Source organism: Pseudomonas sp. NPDC089758 (assembly GCF_044748705.1).
Taxonomy (GTDB): domain Bacteria; phylum Pseudomonadota; class Gammaproteobacteria; order Pseudomonadales; family Pseudomonadaceae; genus Aquipseudomonas; species Aquipseudomonas putida_X.
In genome coordinates, this window is the sequence record NZ_JBIVGN010000021.1 from 59,867 (window position 1) to 78,596 (window position 18,730).

Genomic DNA, 18,730 nt, shown 5'->3' on the forward strand with positions numbered 1-18,730 from the left:
ATATATCTTCAGGTTATCAGAAGGTGTCCTTCCAAGACCTCAAGGCAGCAAAAACAGCGACATGCGTGGTGTTTGAATGTCCCTTCCATTCGTCAGCTTTTTGTTTAACTAATGTTTCAGCGGTACGTAAAAAAGGGTTGGTCAGCCGTTCCAGGCCGATGGTTGATGGCAATGTGATGCGATTGTCGGCCCGCAGCCGGCTAACATCATCGAAACGCTGCAGAACGTGCGGATTTTGCGGCTCGACAGCCTTGGCGAAGCGCAAGTTGCTCAGGGTGTACTCGTGGGCGCAGTACACCTCGGTACGCTCCGGCAGCGCGGCCAACCTGGCGAGGGCGGGTTGCATCTGCTCCGGCGTGCCCTCGAACATCCGCCCGCAGCCGGCGGCGAACAGCGTGTCGCCGCTGAACAGCACCGGCGTCGCGGGCTGGTCGCTGAAGAAGGCAATATGGCCCAGCGTATGCCCCGGCACTGCCAGGACCTGGAAGGTCACGCCCAGCACGGTCACCCTGTCACCCTCGTCCAATGCAAGGTCGCGGCACGGGATGCGCTCGTTGGCGGGGCCGCAGACGCGCGCACCGGTCAGCGCTTTCAGCTGCTCGACTCCGCCGACGTGGTCATTGTGGTGGTGGGTGATCAGGATATCCTCCAGCAGCCAGTCAGGATGGGCGGCCAGCCAGGCCTGCACCGGTCCGGCATCGCCAGGATCGACCACCGCGCAGCGGCGTTTGGCAGTATCCTGTAACAACCAGATGTAGTTGTCGGAGAAAGCGGGGAGCGCATCGATCTGTATCATGGTGTGGATCCGTATCGCCAAGCGTGGCACATGAGGGCATCTTAGCCGCGATGGCGCGGTGCGAGAACCTTCGAGGGAGAGCGCAAATGACCGACCAACCCTTTGCCCAGGCCGACCCGGCCTGGGTCGAGCTGATCAGCCTGGCCCGTGACTGGTTCCACGGCCCGCTCGGCCAGCTGATGCTCAAAGAAGAGGAAAAATTGCTGGAGGAGGAGCTCGGGCGCTTCTTCGGTGGTTACCTGGTGCATTATGGCCCCTGCGCCGAGGCACCGCCCAGCGCCCCTCAGGTACAGCGCAACGTGCGCCTGGGCGCGCCGTTGCCGGGGGTGGAGATCGTCTGCGAAGAGCAGGCCTGGCCCTTGAGCGAGCACGCCGCCGACGTGGTGGTGCTGCAACACGGCCTGGACTTCTGCCTGTCGCCCCATGGTTTGCTGCGCGAGGCCGCCAGTGCCGTACGCCCCGGTGGGCATCTGCTGATCGTCGGTATCAACCCCTGGAGCAGCTGGGGCATACGCCACTTCTTCAGCCATGGCGCGCTGCGCAAGGCCCGCTGCATCTCGCCGTCACGGGTGGGTGACTGGCTCAACCTGCTGGGCTTCGCGCTGGAGAAACGCCGCTTCGGGTGCTATCGTCCGCCGCTTGCCTCACCGGCTTGGCAGCAACGCCTGGCGGGCTGGGAACGGGTGGCGGGCGGTTGGCAGAGCTCCGGTGGCGGGGTTTACCTGCTGGTAGCGCGCAAGATGGTGGTCGGCCTGAGGCCGCTGCGCCAGGAGCGCCGCGAGCCGATGGGCAAGCTGCTGCCTTTGCCCCTGGCCAAGGTCAACCGCACCGCGGTCAGCCCGGATACCGAAAAGCACTGAACATGAGTGGTACATGAGCGATAGCGTCGAGTTGTATACCGATGGTGCCTGCAAGGGCAACCCTGGCCCTGGTGGCTGGGGCGTCCTGTTGATCTACAAGGGCGTCGAAAAGGAGCTGTGGGGCGGCGAGCGCGAAACCACCAACAACCGCATGGAACTGATGGCCGCGATCCAGGGCTTGATGGCGCTCAAGCGCGAATGCGAGGTGGTGTTGACCACCGACTCGCAGTACGTGATGAAGGGCATCAACGAGTGGATGGTCAACTGGAAGAAACGCGGCTGGAAGACGGCCGCGAAAGAGCCCGTGAAGAACGCCGACCTGTGGCAGCAGCTCGACGAGCAGGTCAACCGCCACAAGGTCACCTGGAAGTGGGTGCGCGGGCACATCGGCCACCCCGGCAACGAGCGCGCTGACCAGTTGGCCAACCGTGGCGTCGACGAGGTGCGCGCCAAACGTTGAGCTGGGGTACAATCCTCGGCTTTGTAACTGATGCAAGTTGGAGCGCCCCGCGTGGAGCAGCAGCAAGATAAACGCCTGGTCATTCTCGATACCGAAACCACCGGCATGCCGGTCAGTGAGGGCCACCGGATCATCGAGATCGGCTGCGTCGAGGTCATTGGCCGGCGCCTGACCGGTCGCCACTTCCACGTCTATCTGCAACCGGATCGCGAGAGTGACGAGGGCGCGATCAATGTCCACGGCATCACCGACGCTTTTTTGGTCGGCAAGCCGCGCTTCGGCGATGTAGCCGAGGAGTTCTTCGAATTCATTCAGGGTGCCACGCTGGTCATCCATAACGCCGCGTTCGACGTCGGTTTCATCAATAACGAGTTCGCCCTGCTCGGCCAGCGTGACCGTGCCGACATCTCGCAGCATTGCACCATCCTAGACACCCTGTTGCTGGCCCGGGCCCGGCACCCGGGGCAGCGTAACAGCCTCGACGCGTTGTGCAAGCGTTACGACATCGACAACTCCGGCCGTGAACTGCACGGCGCGTTGCTTGACTCGGAGTTGTTGGCCGACGTCTACCTGGCGATGACCGGTGGCCAGACCAGCCTTTCGCTGGCTGGCAATGGGGCTGACGGTGACGCTGAAGGGCAGGGCAGTGGTGGCAGCGAGATCCGCCGGATCACCGGGCGTGCGCCTGGGCGGGTGATCATGGCCAGTGCCGAGGAGCTGGAGGCGCATGCAGAGCGGTTGGCGGCGATCGCCAAATCGGCGGGCGGGCCGTCGATGTGGCAGGCATTGACCGAAACGCCAGCCGGTTGATGCTCGGCCTGCCATGGCCTTGTCGCCGGTAAGCCCACAGGCTCTTTACTGAACTGCAGGCCCGTACAGGAAACGGCGTGCCTGCGACAGGACCGCACTGACAACACCAGGCTCTACTACCCTGTGAAAGACGCTCTGTCCTTCGGAGGTAGCAGCCTGATGTACAAGGACCTCAAGTTCCCCATCCTCATTGTCCACCGCGCCATCAAGGCCGACAGCGTAGCCGGCGAGCGCGTGCGGGGGATTGCCGAGGAACTGCGCCAGGACGGCTTCGCCATTCTTGCCGCCGCAGACAATGCCGAAGCGCGCCTGGTCGCTGCCACCCACCATGGGCTGGCCTGCATGCTGATCGCCGCCGAAGGCGTTGGCGAAAACACCCACCTACTGCAGAACATGGCCGAGTTGATCCGCCTGGCACGCCAGCGTGCGCCTGACCTGCCAATCTTCGCCCTGGGCGAACAGGTCACCTTGGAGAACGCTCCCGCTGAAGCGATGAGCGAGCTCAACCAGCTGCGCGGCATCCTTTACCTGTTCGAGGATACCGTGCCGTTCCTCGCCCGCCAGGTAGCACGTGCTGCCCACAACTACCTCGACGGCTTGCTGCCGCCGTTCTTCAAGGCCCTGGTACAGCACACTGCGCAGTCCAATTATTCCTGGCACACGCCCGGCCATGGCGGTGGCGTGGCCTATCGCAAAAGCCCGGTGGGCCAAGCCTTCCATCAATTCTTCGGCGAAAATACCCTGCGTTCGGACTTGTCTGTCTCGGTGCCGGAACTGGGCTCCCTGCTCGATCACACGGGGCCTTTGGCAGCGGCCGAAGCCAGGGCGGCGCGCAATTTTCGCGCCGACCATACCTTCTTCGTGATCAATGGCACCTCCACCGCCAACAAGATCGTCTGGCATGCCATGGTCGGCCGTGATGACCTGGTGCTGGTCGACCGTAACTGCCACAAGTCGGTGGTCCACGCCATCATCATGACGGGCGCCATTCCCATTTACCTGTCCCCGGAGCGCAACGAGCTTGGCATCATCGGGCCGATCCCGCTCAGCGAATTCAGCGCTGAGTCGATCCAGGCCAAGGTGCGCGCCAACCCTTTGGCCAAAGGGCGCGAACCACGCATCAAACTGGCGGTGGTGACCAATTCAACCTATGACGGGCTGTGCTACCACGCCGGGCTGATCAAGCAGGCTCTGGGTAGCAACGCCGAGGTGCTGCACTTCGATGAAGCCTGGTTCGCCTACGCCGCGTTCCATGAGTTCTTCACCGGGCGCTATGCGATGGGTACGGCCTGCACCGAGGGCAGCCCGTTGGTGTTCAGCACGCACTCCACGCACAAACTGCTGGCTGCCTTCAGCCAGGCGTCGATGATCCACGTGCAGGACGGCGCCCAGCGCCAGCTGGACCGTGATCGCTTCAATGAAGCCTTCATGATGCATATCTCCACCTCACCGCAATACAGCATCCTCGCTTCTCTGGATGTGGCTTCGACCATGATGGAGGGGCCTGCAGGGCGCTCGCTGCTGCAAGAGATGTTTGACGAGGCACTGAGCTTTCGTCGCGCCCTGGCCAACTTGCATGCACATATGCCTGCCCCCGATTGGTGGTTCAGCATCTGGCAGCCGCCGGGGGCTGAGGGTATCGACCAGCTCGCGGCGCAGGACTGGCTGCTGCAACCCGGCGCGCAGTGGCATGGCTTTGGCGAACTGGCGGGCGATTATGTGTTGCTCGACCCACTGAAGGTCACCTTGGTGATGCCGGGGTTGCGAGCCGACGGTGTGTTGGACGAGCAGGGCATCCCGGCGGCAGTGGTCAGCAAGTTTCTATGGGAACGCGGGTTGGTGGTGGAGAAGACCGGCCTTTACAGCTTCCTGGTGCTGTTCTCGATGGGCATCACCAAGGGCAAGTGGAGCACACTGCTGACCGAGTTGCTGGAGTTCAAACGCCATCACGATGGCAATACCCCGCTAAGCCAGTGCCTGCCGAGCATCGTTGCAGTCGACACCGCACGCTACCACGGCCTCGGGCTGCGCGACCTGTGCCGTCAGCTGCATCAATGCTATCGCGTCAATGCCACGGCCAAGCAGCTCAAAGGCTTGTTCGGACGCTTGCCGGAAGTCGCCCTCAGCCCGGCCCAAGCCTACGACCATATGGTGCGCGGTGAGGTGGAAGCGGTACCGATCGAGGCATTGCTCGGCCGCGTCTCGGCAGTCATGCTGGTGCCATACCCGCCGGGCATCCCCCTGATCATGCCGGGGGAACGGTTCACCGAAGCGACCCGCCCGATCCTCGACTACCTGGCGTTTGCCCGGGCCTTCAACAGCGATTTTCCCGGTTTCGTCGCCGATGTTCACGGCCTGCAGAATGAGTCGGGAAGCTATACGGTCGATTGCGTCAAGGAATGCGAATGATCTCGACGCCCGTCTGGACCAGTTCAAAGCGGTCTTCACCCAAGTGGTTGACGCGATCGCCGATGGCCAGGCGATAGGTGGTAACCGGCGCGCCCAGTGCGCTGCCGTCGGCCTGCAGGGTGGACTCTTGGAACTCGTGCACGGGGTAGATACGGCCTTCGGCGTCACGGGCGTGGAATTGGCCGACCATTACTGCTGCCATTTAGGTGAAAACCTCTGAATTACGTGGGAAATGTCTGCAGGAATAGACCGTGGATGGTACCTGGAAGTTTTCTGCCGGAGGAAAAAAACCTTAGCGCCGGGCGATGGTCATCTATAACTACAACGTCTCTTACCCCAGCAAAGGTTGAAAATCGCCATGAGCCAGGTGTATTCGGTAGCGGTCGTCGTCGGCAGCTTGCGCAAGGAATCGTACAACCGCAAGGTGGCCCGTGCCCTTTCAGAGCTGGCACCGTCCAGTCTCGCCCTGAAAATCGTCGAAATCGGCGATCTGCCCATGTACAACGAAGATGTCGAGGCTGCGGGTGTGCCTGAGCCGTGGAAGCGCTTTCGCGATGAGATCCGGCACAGCGACGCGGTGCTGTTCGTCACTCCGGAGTACAACCGCTCCATACCGGGCTGCCTGAAAAATGCCATCGATGTGGGTTCGCGTCCCTATGGGCAAAGCGCCTGGAGTGGCAAACCTGCGGCAGTGGTGAGCGTGTCGCCCGGGGCCATTGGCGGGTTCGGCGCCAACCATGCCGTGCGGCAGTCGCTGGTGTTTCTCGACATGCCCTGCATGCAGATGCCCGAAGCTTATATCGGTGGGGCGGCCAGCCTCTTCGAGGACAGTGGCAAGCTCAATGACAAGACCCGGCCCTTCCTGCAGGGCTTCATCGACAAGTTCTCCTCCTGGGTGAAGCTGAACAGGGCAGTCTGAGCCGGCCCTGTCGCCGGCACGCCGGCTCTCACAGATACCCCATCGTTGATGAAACAGCGGGGCCGTCATGGGAGCCGGGGCGCCGACGAAAGCAGCAACGAACACCGGTCAGAACGTCTGCGGCATCTCCCCCTTGGCCAACCGCCGGTTGATATCGGCGACCACCTCGGGCAGGTCATTGATGGTATCGATCAGGTAGTGCGGGCGTGACGCTGCGAACAGCGCATGAATTCGCTTGCGTTCACTTTCCAGCTTCTCGGCGCTCAGCGCCTGGTAACCTTCCCAGGTCAGCCCGAGCGCGTTGCCCGAGCACACCAGTGCCACGGTCCACATGCCGGCACGGCGGCCTTCGAGGATGCCCGGTACGGTGTCGTCGACCTTGACGCAGGCCGCCACATCATCAATGCCCAAGGCAATCACATTGGCCAGTGCCTGTGCCGGCCAGGGGCGGCCATTGGGGGTTTCGTCGGTGGCCACCACATGGTCGGCGACATAGCCGTTGCGTGCCGCCAGTTCGACGACCTTGTCCATCACCACTTTCGGGTAGCCCGAGCAGGAGCCGATTTTCAAGCCGTCCTGGCGCAGGCCGGTGAGGGTGTCCAGAGCGCCGGGGATCAGCGCTGAATGCACGGCGATCTTCTCGATCTGCAGCGGCATGAAGCGGTTATAGATGGCGGTGACGTCATCGTCGGTCGGCGTGCGGCCGAACACGTTGCGATAGCGCTCGGCAATTTCCGGCACGTCACACAGCGTGCGAATGTGGTCCCACTTGCCCATGCCCATGGGGCCGCGCGCTTCCTCGATGGACACCTGCACGTCGAACTCGGCAAAGGCTTCGACAAAGATCTGTGTGGGAGCGAACGAGCCGAAATCGACCACGGTGCCGGCCCAGTCGAGGATCGCGGCTTGCAGCTGGGTGGGGTTGTTGTAGTTCATGTGCGCTAATTCCTGAATTGGGGTGGGCAAAGGGTCAGATGTCCAGCACTTCCATTTCCCGCAGCACGTCGGCCACGGCATTCACGGCGGCCTGCATGCCATCGGCACCGACCACGCCGATGCAGCCGACGCGGAAGGTTTCGACCTGGGTCAGCTTGCCCGGGTAGAGGATGAAGCCCTTGGCCTTGACCCGCTCGTAGAAGTCCTTGAACTGGTAGCGGGCATCGTTCGGTGCGTGGAACGTGACGATGATCGGCGCCTGGATGTCGGCGGGCAGGAAGCTGCGCAGGCCGATGGCAGCCATGCCGTCGAGCAGGGTCTTACAGTTGTCGGCGTAGCGTCGGTGGCGCGCCGGCAGGCCGCCTTCCTCGTTGTATTGCTGCAGGGCTTCGTGCAGGGCCGCTACCACATGAGTGGGTGGGGTAAACCGCCATTGGCCGGTCTTGGCCATGTAGGCGTGCTGGTCGTGCAGGTCCATGGCCAGCGAATGGGCATTGCCCTCGGCAGCGGCCAGGGCGGCTTTTTCGGCGAAGACGAAGCCCATGCCAGGTACGCCTTCCAGGCACTTGCCGGAGGCGGCGATCAGCGCTTCGAAAGGAATTTCGCGGGCATCGATGGGCAGCGCGCCGAACGAGCTCATGGCATCGATGATCAGGCGCTTGCCGTGGCGTTGGATCACCTGGGCGATCTCGGGCAGCGGGTTGAGGATACCGGTGCTGGTTTCGCAATGGATCAATGCCACATGGGTCACGGCGGGGTCGGCAGCCAGCAGGCGGTCGACATCGGCGGCGGTGGTCGGTTGGTCTTCGGCGGTTTCGAAGGTGCTGTAGGTGCGGCCCAGCACGTTGCAGATCTTCGCCAGGCGCTGGCCATAAGCCCCATTGATCAGCACCAGTACCTTGCCATCGCGTGGCACCAGGGTGCCGATGGCCGCTTCCACGGCAAAGGTGCCACTGCCTTGCAGGGGAACGCAGTGGTGGCTGGCGGCGCCGTCGATGATTGCCAGCAGTTGCTCGCAGACGCTGGCAGTCAGCTGGTTGAAGTCGCGGTCCCAGGAGCCCCAGTCCACCAGCATCGCTTGGCGGGTGCGCAGTGATGTGGTCAAGGGACCTGGGGTCAGCAGAATCGGGGCGTTGCTCATTCCGTTATTCCTCGCAAGCGGTGGGCTGAAACTACGAGGCCTAGGTTGCAATTCAGGCTTCCATCAATCAAATTGTTTGTTGTTATCCCAGCTATAAGTCAGGCCGATAAATATGAACCTGTTTCAGCTGCGTGCCTTCGATGCAGTGGCCCGTGAGGGCAGCTTTACCCGTGCTGCCGAGCGCCTGTTCATCAGCCAGCCGGCAGTGACCGGGCACGTCAAGGCTCTGGAGGAGCACTACCAGATCACCTTGCTGCGGCGCACGGCGCGGCGCGTGGAGTTGACCGAGGAGGGCACGCGGCTGGCGGCCATCACCCGAGCCATGTTCGGCCTGGCTGAAGAGGCACAGGCCATGCTCGAAGCCAACCGGCAACTGCTGACCGGGCGCCTGGAGGTGGCTGCCGATGGCCCGCACCGGGTCATGCCCATGCTGGCGCAGTTACGCGAGCGCTACCCCGGCATTACGGTCAATCTGCGCCTGGGTAACGCTCAGGAGACGCTGGCTGCCCTGTTGTCCGAGCATGCCGATGTGGCGGTGCTGACAGAGATCGAGCCACGCAAGGGCCTGTATCTTCAGAGCCTGTGCCAATCCCGGTTGTGTGCGTTGCTGCCAGCAGGGCATGCCTGGGCTGGGGGCGAGGGTGACCTGGCCTTGGCCGAGCTGCACCAGCAGATCATGGTGCTGCGCGAACCCAGCTCCACTACCCGGCGCACCTTCGACAAGGCCTGCGCTACAGCTGGCGTGCAGCCCCGGGTGCAGCTGGAGCTGGACAGCCGTGAGGCGGTCACTGAGGCAGTGGCATCGCAACTGGGCATCGGCGTGGTGTCGTCTACCGAAGTGGCCAACGACCCCCGGGTGGTGGCGCGACCGTTAGGCGGGCAGGGCTTGGTCAACCAGCACATGGTTGGCTGCCTGGAGCGGCGCCGTGAGTTACGCTTGATCCAGGCATTCCTGGGCCTGGCGGCCAGCCTTTGAGCCGGGCCCAGATGCCGGCATAACCTGATGGACTGCAGATGAGCGAGAAAGACACCATTTCCATGCAACTGGTGCGTGAGGCCTTGTTGCAGACTTGCCCCGCGGGTGAGCCGGATGCGGCGCTGCTGGCCCGTGCCGGTATCGACGCCGGGCAGTTGCAGGCCCCGGATGCACGGGTCAGTGCCCAGGCCTATGCCCGGCTCTGGCGGTTGCTGGCGCGGCGCTGCAACGATGAATTCTTTGCCATGGACCCGCGCGGTCTGCGCAGCGGCAGCCTGGCGTTCCTGTGCCGGGCGAGCATGGCCCAGCCAACCTTGGGCGAGGGCCTGGAAACCGCGCTGGCGTTTCTTTCGCTGATGCTCGAGGACCTGCAGCCGAGCCTGGTGCGTCAGCAGGGCCTGGCCGAGATTGTCATCAATGAGCCGCGCGACCTCCCACGGCGGGCGTTCACCTATTTCACCTTCTGGATGATCGTGCATGGCGTGGCCTGCTGGCTGGCCGGGCGACGCATTGCCATCCTGGCCATCGAGCTGCGCTGTGCCGAGCCGCCGTACTGCGACGATTACCGGGTGATGTTCTCGCAGAACCTGCAGTTCGAGCGGCCGCGCACCCGCATGATCATCAGTGCCGATTGCCTTGACGTGCCACTGCGCCGCAGCCCCGAGGACCTGCAGCGCTTTCTGGCCGAAGCGCCTGGCAACATCCTGGTCAAGTACCGTGATCCGGCGAGCCTGGCGTGGCGCATCCGCAGCGACCTGCTGCAACTGGACCCGTCCCATTGGCCGGATGCCGACGGCCTGGCACGGGATCTGTGCCTGTCGCCGTCAACCTTGCGCCGTCGACTGGCGGAGGAGGGGCAGAGCTACCAGGTACTCAAGGACAGCGTCCGGCGTGAGCTGGCCATCGCCTGGTTGAGCCAGGCCGAAGCGCCCATGGGGGAAATCGCCGAGCGCCTTGGGTTTGCCGACGGCAGTTCGTTCTACAAGGCGTTTCGCAAGTGGTTCGGCTGCAACCCCGGGCATTACCGTGCGCTGATCCTGGCTCGGGGCGCGGCAGGCTGAAAGGGCGCCATTGCGACCTCAGGCGGTGGCTACGGTGGTATTTCCTCATGCCTTGCCCAGTGCCGGTTGGCGAGCATGCCAGCCCCATCTTTCGCTCCCGGCACACCCATGACTTCCATCGCCTCGAACCCTGTTACCCGCCATGAACAAGCAACCGATGCCTTCATCGCTGCCAGGCTACCCGTCTGGCTCAAACGGGCCAGTCAGCCTCAGATCGCCGCCCTGCGCGCCAACCTCAACGCCCACCACGCCAGCCAGGCCCGTCTGCGCGGGCTCACGTTGACCCTCGAGCCTCTGCAGCAGTTCGCCGAAAAACACCTGTCCGCAGTGCTGATCAAGCCGCTGCCCGCAGGCATGACCCTGGCAGGGCTGGAGTGGCTGCAGGTATCGCCGCGCATCGGCACACTGCCCGGAACATTCCAGCAGACTTACCGTTACTCGGCGGCTCGGCAGAATGGATTGCTCAGGCTCATGAGCAACTTCGGCCCTGACGAATCGTTTTTTCAGGGTACCGGGCTCGTCCCCCCTGGGCGGGACACTCTGTTGACCGGCACGCCCGAGCAACTGGTTGAGACGTGCCGTGCGCTGGATGTGGGCCAGCTCTACCAGACCGAGCTGCAGCGTATTTTCAGTGCCACCACCCAGGACATTCTTGCCCAGGACAAGCGTTCGGGCCTGGCACTGGCTGCGCAGGTCGCAACGCTCAAGGGTGATATCGACGAGCAGGTGCAGCAAGCCTTGCGCAAGATGGTTGAGGGGGGTGGTGCCCATCCCGACACGGGTCTGCACGGGTACCCCGGCTTGCTGGAGATGTTGGGCCAACGCGTGGCTGACGGGCTGTTCATTCGCTTGCGCGACGGTGTGGGTAATGATCGGGGTGTGGTCGTCTACCTGCCCAGTGATCCGGTGCAGGCCCTTCGCCGCTTCGACTCCACCGAGGCGATGAACACTGCGATGGTTGCAGCCTTGCAAGAGAAGGCCTACCGGGACTATTTCCTTCAGCTCATCAGCTTGCGGCATCGGGCAAGCGTCGCAGGTGTGCTCAGCGGACGCCTCAGGGATGCAAGGCCCGATCTGGCGCTCAAGGGCGCCACTGCGCCTGGCGACCTGTTCGCCGCGCTGGCCGCGCAACAGCTGCAGCGAGTCAAGGACGATGCCAGGCTGTTACTGGTACCCACAGCAGACGCTGATACGGCTGCCGCCCGCGCTCGCCATGCGGCCTGGCATGCTGCCGGCCTTGACTTGTTCAACCTGGCTGGGCTGTTCATCCCTGCCGTCGGCGCGCTGCTGCTGGGCCAACTGGTGGCGCAGACGCTTGGCGAAGTCTTCGAGGGCGTCGAGGACTGGGTCCGGGGGCATCAGCACGAGGCTCTGGAACACATGCTGGGGGTCGCCGAGACAGTGGCTGCCACAGGGGTGACCGCCGCCGCCGTGAGTTTTCTGCGCAGCAGCTTTGTCGATGGCTTGCAGCCTGTGAACGTGGGGGGCGGCGTGGCCTGTTGTGTTCCGATGACATCACCGCCTACGCGTCCAACCCCGGCACCATCGCCCTGCGTGACGATGGCCTCTATGGCGATGGCAACAGGCGCTGGATGCGCAGGGGCCAGCGTTACTATGAAGTACAGCGCAGTGAGCCTGAAGCCCCATACCGCTTGCGTCATCCTGGCGTGGACAAGGCGTACGGGCCAACGGTGCTGCACAACGGTGAGCGCGGCTGGCGACTGCTGCGCGACCAGCCGCAACGCTGGAGCGACGTGCGCTGGATGCTCGACACCCTGTGGCCGCAGCATCCGGTCATTGATGCACAGCAGGCGGCGCAAGTGCTGCGGGTTGCCGGTATGGATGCCGAGGAGTTGCGGGGCGTGCTGGTCGAAAACCGGCCGGCGCCTGTAAACCTGCGTGAGACGTTGCGGCGCTTCGAGGCCCATGCACGTATCGAGTCGTTCTTCACGCGCCTGGCCAGCTACTCGTTGGCCACACAGGACAATGCATTGCTGGAGTGGTGCCAGGCCCGTTCCGCCAGTACCGACATCGATGTCCTGTTGCGTCAGCGCGCTGCGCTGCAGGGGCCTCTTCTCGAACAACTGAGCACGCCACCGGCTGTCGACGACGCCCTGCTGCCCTTGATAAAGCGTGACTTCGCCGGTTTGCCGCAAGCCTATGCGCAGGCACTGGCCACCCAGGCCAGCGAGGGTGAACGCTTCGTGGCGACGTCAGCTGGGCACGTGACGCTGGGGCTGGCGAACAAAGCCCGCTCCCTGCTGCGCCTGGCCAGGTTGAATCGTACGCTCGAGGGGCTTTACCTGCCCGCCAGCTATTGCAACGACACTGGCCAACTGGCGCTCACCCTGCTTCAGGGCGAGATGGAAAACAACGCAGGCGTGAGTTGCGAGGCGCTGAGCATCGAGTTGCGCGATACCGGCCCGCACGGGCGGCTGCTAAAGGCCGTTGGCACCGCTGTTGACCCTTTCGTGCGCAGGATCGTGGTGCGTAAAGACGGGCAGTTCCACCTTTACGATGGCTTGAGGCGCGGGTTGCCGTTCGGCCCTGGCAACCCGGCGAGCCTGTATGAAATGCTTGCCGCGGTGTTGGCGCCTGAGCATCGCGCGGCCTTGGGTATGGCCCAGGCCGACGCCGGTCCACAGCTACGCCAGCGACTGCTGGCCAGGCTTCCTGCCACGCACCGCGAGGTGGCTGAGCTCTTGCAATGGCCGGCTCAGGCTCAGTGGTTCAACCCAGGACGACGCTTGCCGGACGGGCGTGTTGGCTATCCGCTCAGTGGCCGTGCCGAGGGCGACAGCCGTTCGTTCCCAGCGCGCATTCGGGAGCGTTTGCGTCAGCTTTACCCCGGGCTGGATGAGGCGCAACTGGATCAGGAGCAGGCGCTTCTTGCAAGCGGGCAGCGGCCGGCCTATGAACGCCTCGTCGAGCTTGAGGATGACCATGATCAGTTGATTCGCCACCTCAACCGATGGAGCAGTGCTCAACTGGACGCACGGCGACGGGTACTCCGGCGGCGAGTGGCCGACGCCATTCTGCGGGCTTGGCGTTTGCAGGGGGACTGGATTTACGACGATGCGGGTACAGCAACAGGCCAGAACTTGTCCCTGAGCGGCATGTTGCTCAACAGTTTGCCGGACCTACCGGGTGTCATCGATTTCCACCGTGTAACCCGCCTGAGTCTGCAAAACTCGGCGGTCGATCTGGTGCCAGTGGACTTCTTGCGCCCATTTACTGCGCTGACCGAGCTTGACATGAGTTTCAACCGGCTGCGCAACATCCCGCTCGGGATCGCTTACCTGCCGCAACTACAGCGCTTGCGCCTCGCGCATAACCAGATCCGCTTCAACGCGCAGACCGTCGGTGTGCTGCAGGCAATGACTGCCTTGTCCCATCTTGACCTGAGCTACAACCGGCTGGAGCACCTTTATCTGGACTTCAACCATTTCTCGGCAATGACTCATCTGAACCTGCGCCACTGCCGGCTGGGAGCCTGGCCGACCCGGCTCGAGCTGTGCGGCCAGTTGGTGCACTGCGACCTGAGCGACAACCAGTTGCGCGAACCACCGGAGGCGCTGCTGGCAATGCCTCATGCCTGGCGCCGCGGGCTGGTCGTCGACCGTAACCCGCTAAGGCGGGCGCAATTGCAACGGCTGTACGTGCTGGACCCCATCGAGGAACACGGACATTTGCCAGAATCGATGGCACGGGTCGACTTGTCCCGTGCCCGAGCCTTGTGGCTGGGGCATGTCGCCGACAATGATCGAGCAGCGCGCGGGTTGCTGTGGGACGGCCTGGTGGCCGAACCGGGCAGCGCGAGCTTCTTCCGTATTCTGGCGTGGCTGGAGCATACGGCTGATTATGCCCCGGCCATTGCTGATGGCGGCCGGGATGCGCTTGCGCGGGATGTATGGGCCGCGTTGCAGGCGGTCGAGAGCAACCCGGCGTTGCGCATACGCGTTTTTGAAGTGGCCAGCCAACCGGTTTCGTGCACGGATATGGTCCGTGACATTTTCAGTGATATTCATGTGAGGGTCTTGCTGGCCCAGGCTGAAACCGATGCGCGCGACCCGACGCAGCGGGGACGATTGATGGCATTCGGCCGGCAACTATTTCGGCTTGACCTGGTATGGCAGCAGGCCAGCCGGGCGATCATGCGCCTGGGCGCCGAGGGTGAACACGTGGGGCGTTCAGCCTTGTCGTTGGCATACCGGGTGCGTTTGCGCGAGCGCCTTGATTTGCCGGGCCAACCACGAGCGATGCGCTACCCGGACTCCGCCGGGGTGAGCGATGAGCAAGTCAATGACGTGCTTGCCGCTGTGCTCGCCAGTGAAACGATCGAGGCGCTGAGCCAAAGCCTGTTGAGCCGACTGTTCTGGCAAACCTGCCTTCGTGAACAGCACCGGCCCCTGTTCGAAGCGCTCAATGCCGACTATCTGCAGCGCAGGGCAAACTTGCGCGTTGTCCGGCCACCCATCCCGGCCGATCAGCTGCGTTCGCAGCTCGCTGATCTGGACGACCAGGAACAGCGCGATTCAGAACGGCTGCTGGCAGGCTTGACCGAGTCTTACTTGCATGGGCTGGGCCGTGGAGACGGCTGACGTCCAAGGCGGCCAAACCAGTCATCCAGATTGACAGCTTTGGCCATTGCCGCCTTGCTTGAGCGGCGCGAACATCGTCGGACCGATGGTTAACACCAAAAACAAGAAACCAGGAGTCCGACGATGCGCGATTACATCGAGGCTGCTCGTGCGTTCGACCATGGCCAGGCTGCTGCCGCGGCGCTGCATGGCGACCTCCAAGCCCTCAATGCCTGTGTCGAATGCTGTGACCGCCATGCCGGTAATGGCAAGCTGGCGCTGATTCACGAAGACCGCGATGGCAACACGGCGCGGTTCAGTTTCGACCAGCTCAAGGCGCAGTCTGCGTGTTTTGCCAATGTGCTCAGAACCCACGGCGTGGGCCCCGGTGACCGGGTGGCTGGGCTGATGCCACGTACTCCCGAGCTTCTTGTCACCATCCTCGCCACCTGGCGCCTTGGCGCTGTGTACCAGCCTCTGTTCACTGCGTTCGGCCCCAAGGCTATCGAGCACCGCCTTGAGCAGTCGCATGCCCGCGTAGTCGTTACCGACAGCCTCAACCGTGGCAAGCTGGACGAGGTGCAGGCCTGCCCGACCATCATCACGGTCAATGCCCGCGCCGGCGAGCTGGACTACCAGCAGTGCCTGGCGGGCGCCCCGAGCGACTGCGAACCGGTAATGCGCACAGGTAACGATCCGTTCTTGCTGATGTTCACCTCTGGCACCACCGGCCCGGCGAAACCGCTGGAGGTGCCGCTGCGTGCCATTGTCGCGTTTCAGGGCTACATGCGCGACGCCATCGACCTGCGCAGCGAAGACAACTTCTGGAACCTGGCCGACCCGGGGTGGGCCTATGGCCTGTATTACGCGGTTACCGGCCCGTTGTCACTGGGCCATGCCACCACGTTCTACGATGGCCCGTTCAGCGTCGAAAGCTGCGCGCGGGTGATCGACAAGCTCGGTATCACCAACCTGGCAGGCTCGCCCACTGCGTACCGCATGCTGATTGCGGCCGGCAGTGCTTTCTCGGCGCCCGTCAAGGGCCGCCTGCGCGCAGTCAGCAGTGCCGGTGAGCCGCTCAACCCCGAGGTGATCCGCTGGTTCGCCAATGAGCTGGGCGTGACCATCCACGACCATTACGGCCAGACCGAACTGGGTATGGTGCTGTGCAACCACCACGGCCTTTCACACCCCGTACACCTGGGGTCTGCCGGCTTCGCCGTCCCCGGCCATCGCATTGTGGTGCTGGACGAGCAGGGTGAAGAACTGCCGGTCGGCCAGCCGGGCATCCTTGCCGTCGACCGCGAGCAATCGCCACTTTGCTGGTTCGGTGGCTACCACGGGCTGCCGACCAAAGCGTTCATCGGCAAGTACTACCTCAGTGGTGACACCGTCGAGCTCAACGCGGATGGCAGCATCAGTTTCGTTGGCCGCAGCGATGATGTGATTACCACCTCCGGCTATCGCGTCGGGCCGTTCGACGTCGAGAGCGCGTTGATCGAGCACCCTGCGGTGGTCGAGGCCGCCGTCATCGGCAAGCCGGACCCGGAACGGACCGAGCTGATCAAGGCTTTCGTGGTGCTGGCCCAGGGCGTCGTCGGTTGCGCCGAACTGGAAGAAGCGCTGCGTCAGCATGTGCGCCAGCGCCTGTATGCCCATGCCTACCCCCGCGAAATCGAATTCGTCAGCGAGCTGCCCAAGACCCCGAGCGGCAAGCTGCAACGCTTCATCCTGCGCAACCAGGAAGTCGCCAAACAACACGCGCAACAGGCCACCCCTGCCAGCGCCTGAAAGGAAACCGATCATGCAGATAGCCACTAAACACTTCATTGTCAGCGGTGCCGCCTCCGGGCTGGGTGCTGCCACTGCGCAGATGCTGGTCGAGGCCGGCGCCAAGGTCATGCTGGTCGACCTCAACGCTCAGGCCGTCGAGGCCAAGGCCCGTGAACTGGGTGACAACGCCCGCTTCGCCGTGGCCGACATCAGCGACGAGCAGGCTGCCCAGGCGGCCGTCGACGCAGCCGTCAGTGCCTTTGGCAGCTTGCATGGCCTGGTCAATTGCGCCGGCATCGTCGGCGCCGAGAAGGTGCTGGGCAAACAGGGCCCGCATGGCCTTGCCAGCTTCGCCAAGGTCATCAACGTCAACCTGATCGGCAGCTTCAATTTGCTGCGCCTGGCCGCTGCAGCCATGGCCGAAGGGGCCGCCGATGAGGCGGGCGAGCGTGGGGTGATCATCAACACCGCCTCCATCGCTGCCTACGACGGCCAGATCGGTCAGGCTGCCTACGCTGCCTCCAAGGGCGCCATTGCCAGCCTCACCTTGCCGGCCGCTCGCGAACTGGCACGCTTTGGCATCCGTGTGATGACCATCGCCCCGGGCATCTTCGAAACGCCGATGATGGCTGGCATGACCGAAGAGGTACGTGCTTCGCTGGCTGCCGGTGTGCCGTTCCCACCGCGCCTGGGCCGCCCGCAGGAATACGCGGCGCTGGCCCGTCACATCATCGAGAACAGCATGCTCAACGGCGAGGTGATCCGCCTCGACGGTGCACTGCGCATGGCTGCCAAGTAAGGAGCGTGAACATGACCCTCGCCAATGATCCGATCGTTATCGTCAGCGCCGTGCGCACGCCCATGGGCGGCCTGCAGGGCGATCTGAAAAGCCTGACCGCGCCCCAGCTGGGCAGCGCGGCCATTCGTGGTGCCGTGGAACGTGCCGGCATCGATGCCGCCAGTGTCGAGCAAGTGCTGTTTGGCTGCGTACTGCCGGCCGGCCTGGGCCAGGCCCCTGCGCGCCAGGCTGCACTGGGTGCCGGGCTGGACAAGCACACCACCTGCACCACCCTCAACAAAATGTGCGGCTCGGGCATGCAGGCCGCGATCATGGCCCATGACCTGCTGTTGGCCGGGACCGCGGACGTGGTGGTGGCGGGCGGCATGGAGAGCATGAGCAACGCTCCGTATCTGCTGGACAAAGCCCGTGGCGGCTACCGCATGGGCCACGGCAGGATCATCGACCACATGTTCATGGACGGCCTGGAAGACGCCTATGACAAGGGCCGCCTGATGGGCACCTTCGCCGAAGACTGCGCCCAGGCCACAGGCTTGAGCCGTGAAGCCCAGGACCAGTTCGCCATTGCCTCGCTTACCCGTGCCCAGGACGCGATTCGCAGCGGCCGCTTTACCGCCGAGATCGTCCCGGTGGAAGTCAGCGAGGGCAAGGAAAAGCGCGTCATCAAGGAGGACGAGCAGCCGCCCAAGGCGCGCCTGGACAAGATCCCGCAGCTCAAGCCTGCCTTCCGTGAAGGGGGGACGGTGACCGCCGCCAACGCCAGTTCGATCTCCGACGGTGCTGCGGCGCTGGTCCTGATGCGCCGCTCCGAAGCCGACAAGCGCGGCCTCAAAGCCCTGGCAGTCATCCACGGCCACGCGGCCTTCGCAGACACCCCGGCGCTATTCCCGACTGCGCCGATCGGGGCCATCGACAGGTTGATGAAACGCACCGGTTGGAACCTGGCCGACGTCGACCTGTTCGAGATCAACGAGGCCTTCGCTGTGGTCACGCTGGCGGCCATGAAACACCTTGACCTGCCGCACGACAAGGTCAACATCCACGGCGGCGCCTGCGCCCTTGGCCACCCGATCGGGGCTTCCGGCGCACGCATCCTGGTGACCTTGCTGTCGGCCCTTCGCCAGAACAACCTGCGCCGCGGCGTGGCGGCCATCTGCATTGGCGGCGGCGAGGCCACGGCCATGGCCGTCGAATGCCTGTACTGAGGTGA

At 63.8% G+C, this 18,730-nt stretch carries 16 protein-coding genes; 12 read left to right on the forward strand and 4 right to left on the reverse strand.

From position 1 onward, the window contains the following. Positions 1-16: 16 nt before the first annotated feature. A complete protein-coding gene (gloB, locus tag ACIPZH_RS23075; RefSeq protein ID WP_400637985.1) occupies positions 17-796 on the reverse strand; it encodes a hydroxyacylglutathione hydrolase in 780 nt (259 codons plus the stop codon). Between the two features lie 86 nt (positions 797-882). On the opposite strand from gloB, the gene ACIPZH_RS23080 reads away from it, so the two are divergent. The 4 genes from ACIPZH_RS23080 (at position 883) to ACIPZH_RS23095 (ending at position 5,335) form a co-directional block, all read left to right on the forward strand. Then, on the forward strand, positions 883-1,656 hold the full coding sequence (locus ACIPZH_RS23080; protein ID WP_241807012.1) for a class I SAM-dependent methyltransferase: 774 nt from the start codon (positions 883-885) through the stop codon (positions 1,654-1,656). 13 nt (positions 1,657-1,669) lie between these two features. Further along, positions 1,670-2,116 (forward strand): ribonuclease HI, encoded by a 447-nt coding sequence (gene rnhA / locus ACIPZH_RS23085; RefSeq protein ID WP_012315304.1) that lies wholly within the window; start codon positions 1,670-1,672, stop codon positions 2,114-2,116. A gap of 51 nt (positions 2,117-2,167) precedes the next feature. After that, complete coding sequence (gene dnaQ / locus ACIPZH_RS23090; RefSeq protein ID WP_241807011.1) at positions 2,168-2,926, forward strand: DNA polymerase III subunit epsilon; 759 nt, start codon at positions 2,168-2,170, stop codon at positions 2,924-2,926. A gap of 159 nt (positions 2,927-3,085) precedes the next feature. Next, entirely contained in the window at positions 3,086-5,335 is a 2,250-nt protein-coding gene (locus ACIPZH_RS23095) for an Orn/Lys/Arg decarboxylase N-terminal domain-containing protein (RefSeq protein ID WP_400637987.1), read from the forward strand. On the opposite strand, the gene ACIPZH_RS23100 is transcribed toward ACIPZH_RS23095, so the two are convergent. Further along, entirely contained in the window at positions 5,319-5,537 is a 219-nt protein-coding gene (locus tag ACIPZH_RS23100) for a hypothetical protein (protein WP_241807009.1), read from the reverse strand. The two genes, ACIPZH_RS23095 and ACIPZH_RS23100, sit on opposite strands and share 17 nt — an antisense overlap. Before the next feature lie 156 nt (positions 5,538-5,693). On the opposite strand from ACIPZH_RS23100, the gene ACIPZH_RS23105 reads away from it, so the two are divergent. Next, positions 5,694-6,254 (forward strand): NADPH-dependent FMN reductase, encoded by a 561-nt coding sequence (locus ACIPZH_RS23105; RefSeq protein ID WP_400637988.1) that lies wholly within the window; start codon positions 5,694-5,696, stop codon positions 6,252-6,254. 108 nt (positions 6,255-6,362) lie between these two features. On the opposite strand, the gene phnX is transcribed toward ACIPZH_RS23105, so the two are convergent. Both phnX and ACIPZH_RS23115 read right to left on the reverse strand, forming a co-directional pair. Next, positions 6,363-7,190, reverse strand: a complete 828-nt coding sequence (phnX, locus tag ACIPZH_RS23110) for a phosphonoacetaldehyde hydrolase (protein ID WP_241807007.1) — start codon at positions 7,188-7,190, stop codon at positions 6,363-6,365. Positions 7,191-7,224: 34 nt separating this feature from the next. Continuing rightward, entirely contained in the window at positions 7,225-8,331 is a 1,107-nt protein-coding gene (locus ACIPZH_RS23115; protein ID WP_241807006.1) for a 2-aminoethylphosphonate--pyruvate transaminase, read from the reverse strand. Positions 8,332-8,443: 112 nt separating this feature from the next. On the opposite strand from ACIPZH_RS23115, the gene ACIPZH_RS23120 reads away from it, so the two are divergent. The 7 genes from ACIPZH_RS23120 (at position 8,444) to ACIPZH_RS23150 (ending at position 18,725) form a co-directional block, all read left to right on the forward strand. Further along, positions 8,444-9,307: a LysR substrate-binding domain-containing protein gene (locus tag ACIPZH_RS23120; protein ID WP_241807005.1), complete on the forward strand. Its 864-nt coding sequence runs from the start codon at positions 8,444-8,446 to the stop codon at positions 9,305-9,307. Between the two features lie 38 nt (positions 9,308-9,345). Further along, a complete protein-coding gene (locus ACIPZH_RS23125) occupies positions 9,346-10,368 on the forward strand; it encodes an AraC family transcriptional regulator (RefSeq protein ID WP_241807004.1) in 1,023 nt (340 codons plus the stop codon). A gap of 108 nt (positions 10,369-10,476) precedes the next feature. After that, entirely contained in the window at positions 10,477-12,261 is a 1,785-nt protein-coding gene (locus ACIPZH_RS23130) for a dermonecrotic toxin domain-containing protein (RefSeq protein WP_400637990.1), read from the forward strand. Between the two features lie 1,808 nt (positions 12,262-14,069). Further along, the gene (locus ACIPZH_RS23135) at positions 14,070-14,969 is read left to right on the forward strand and encodes an NEL-type E3 ubiquitin ligase domain-containing protein (protein ID WP_400638006.1); all 900 of its coding nucleotides are present in this window, start codon (positions 14,070-14,072) and stop codon (positions 14,967-14,969) included. Positions 14,970-15,092: 123 nt separating this feature from the next. Next, positions 15,093-16,739 (forward strand): AMP-binding protein, encoded by a 1,647-nt coding sequence (locus tag ACIPZH_RS23140; protein WP_400637992.1) that lies wholly within the window; start codon positions 15,093-15,095, stop codon positions 16,737-16,739. 13 nt (positions 16,740-16,752) lie between these two features. Beyond that, the gene (locus tag ACIPZH_RS23145; RefSeq protein WP_400637993.1) at positions 16,753-17,520 is read left to right on the forward strand and encodes an SDR family NAD(P)-dependent oxidoreductase; all 768 of its coding nucleotides are present in this window, start codon (positions 16,753-16,755) and stop codon (positions 17,518-17,520) included. Between the two features lie 11 nt (positions 17,521-17,531). Then, on the forward strand, positions 17,532-18,725 hold the full coding sequence (locus tag ACIPZH_RS23150; protein ID WP_400637995.1) for an acetyl-CoA C-acyltransferase: 1,194 nt from the start codon (positions 17,532-17,534) through the stop codon (positions 18,723-18,725). Positions 18,726-18,730 lie beyond the last annotated feature (5 nt).

What these genes read in the sequence shown, in the direction of transcription:
- ACIPZH_RS23140 (WP_400637992.1), top strand. Translation starts at nt 15,093, where the DNA reads ATGCGCGATTACATCGAGGCTGCTCGTGCGTTCGACCATGGCCAGGCT.
- ACIPZH_RS23095 (WP_400637987.1), top strand. Translation starts at nt 3,086, where the DNA reads ATGTACAAGGACCTCAAGTTCCCCATCCTCATTGTCCACCGCGCCATC.
- ACIPZH_RS23120 (WP_241807005.1), top strand. Translation starts at nt 8,444, where the DNA reads ATGAACCTGTTTCAGCTGCGTGCCTTCGATGCAGTGGCCCGTGAGGGC.
- ACIPZH_RS23150 (WP_400637995.1), top strand. Translation starts at nt 17,532, where the DNA reads ATGACCCTCGCCAATGATCCGATCGTTATCGTCAGCGCCGTGCGCACG.
- gloB (WP_400637985.1), bottom strand. Translation starts at nt 796, where the DNA reads ATGATACAGATCGATGCGCTCCCCGCTTTCTCCGACAACTACATCTGG.
- ACIPZH_RS23125 (WP_241807004.1), top strand. Translation starts at nt 9,346, where the DNA reads ATGAGCGAGAAAGACACCATTTCCATGCAACTGGTGCGTGAGGCCTTG.
- ACIPZH_RS23105 (WP_400637988.1), top strand. Translation starts at nt 5,694, where the DNA reads ATGAGCCAGGTGTATTCGGTAGCGGTCGTCGTCGGCAGCTTGCGCAAG.
- ACIPZH_RS23145 (WP_400637993.1), top strand. Translation starts at nt 16,753, where the DNA reads ATGCAGATAGCCACTAAACACTTCATTGTCAGCGGTGCCGCCTCCGGG.
- ACIPZH_RS23130 (WP_400637990.1), top strand. Translation starts at nt 10,477, where the DNA reads ATGACTTCCATCGCCTCGAACCCTGTTACCCGCCATGAACAAGCAACC.
- ACIPZH_RS23115 (WP_241807006.1), bottom strand. Translation starts at nt 8,331, where the DNA reads ATGAGCAACGCCCCGATTCTGCTGACCCCAGGTCCCTTGACCACATCA.
- phnX (WP_241807007.1), bottom strand. Translation starts at nt 7,190, where the DNA reads ATGAACTACAACAACCCCACCCAGCTGCAAGCCGCGATCCTCGACTGG.
- ACIPZH_RS23135 (WP_400638006.1), top strand. Translation starts at nt 14,070, where the DNA reads ATGGCACGGGTCGACTTGTCCCGTGCCCGAGCCTTGTGGCTGGGGCAT.
- ACIPZH_RS23080 (WP_241807012.1), top strand. Translation starts at nt 883, where the DNA reads ATGACCGACCAACCCTTTGCCCAGGCCGACCCGGCCTGGGTCGAGCTG.
- rnhA (WP_012315304.1), top strand. Translation starts at nt 1,670, where the DNA reads ATGAGCGATAGCGTCGAGTTGTATACCGATGGTGCCTGCAAGGGCAAC.
- ACIPZH_RS23100 (WP_241807009.1), bottom strand. Translation starts at nt 5,537, where the DNA reads ATGGCAGCAGTAATGGTCGGCCAATTCCACGCCCGTGACGCCGAAGGC.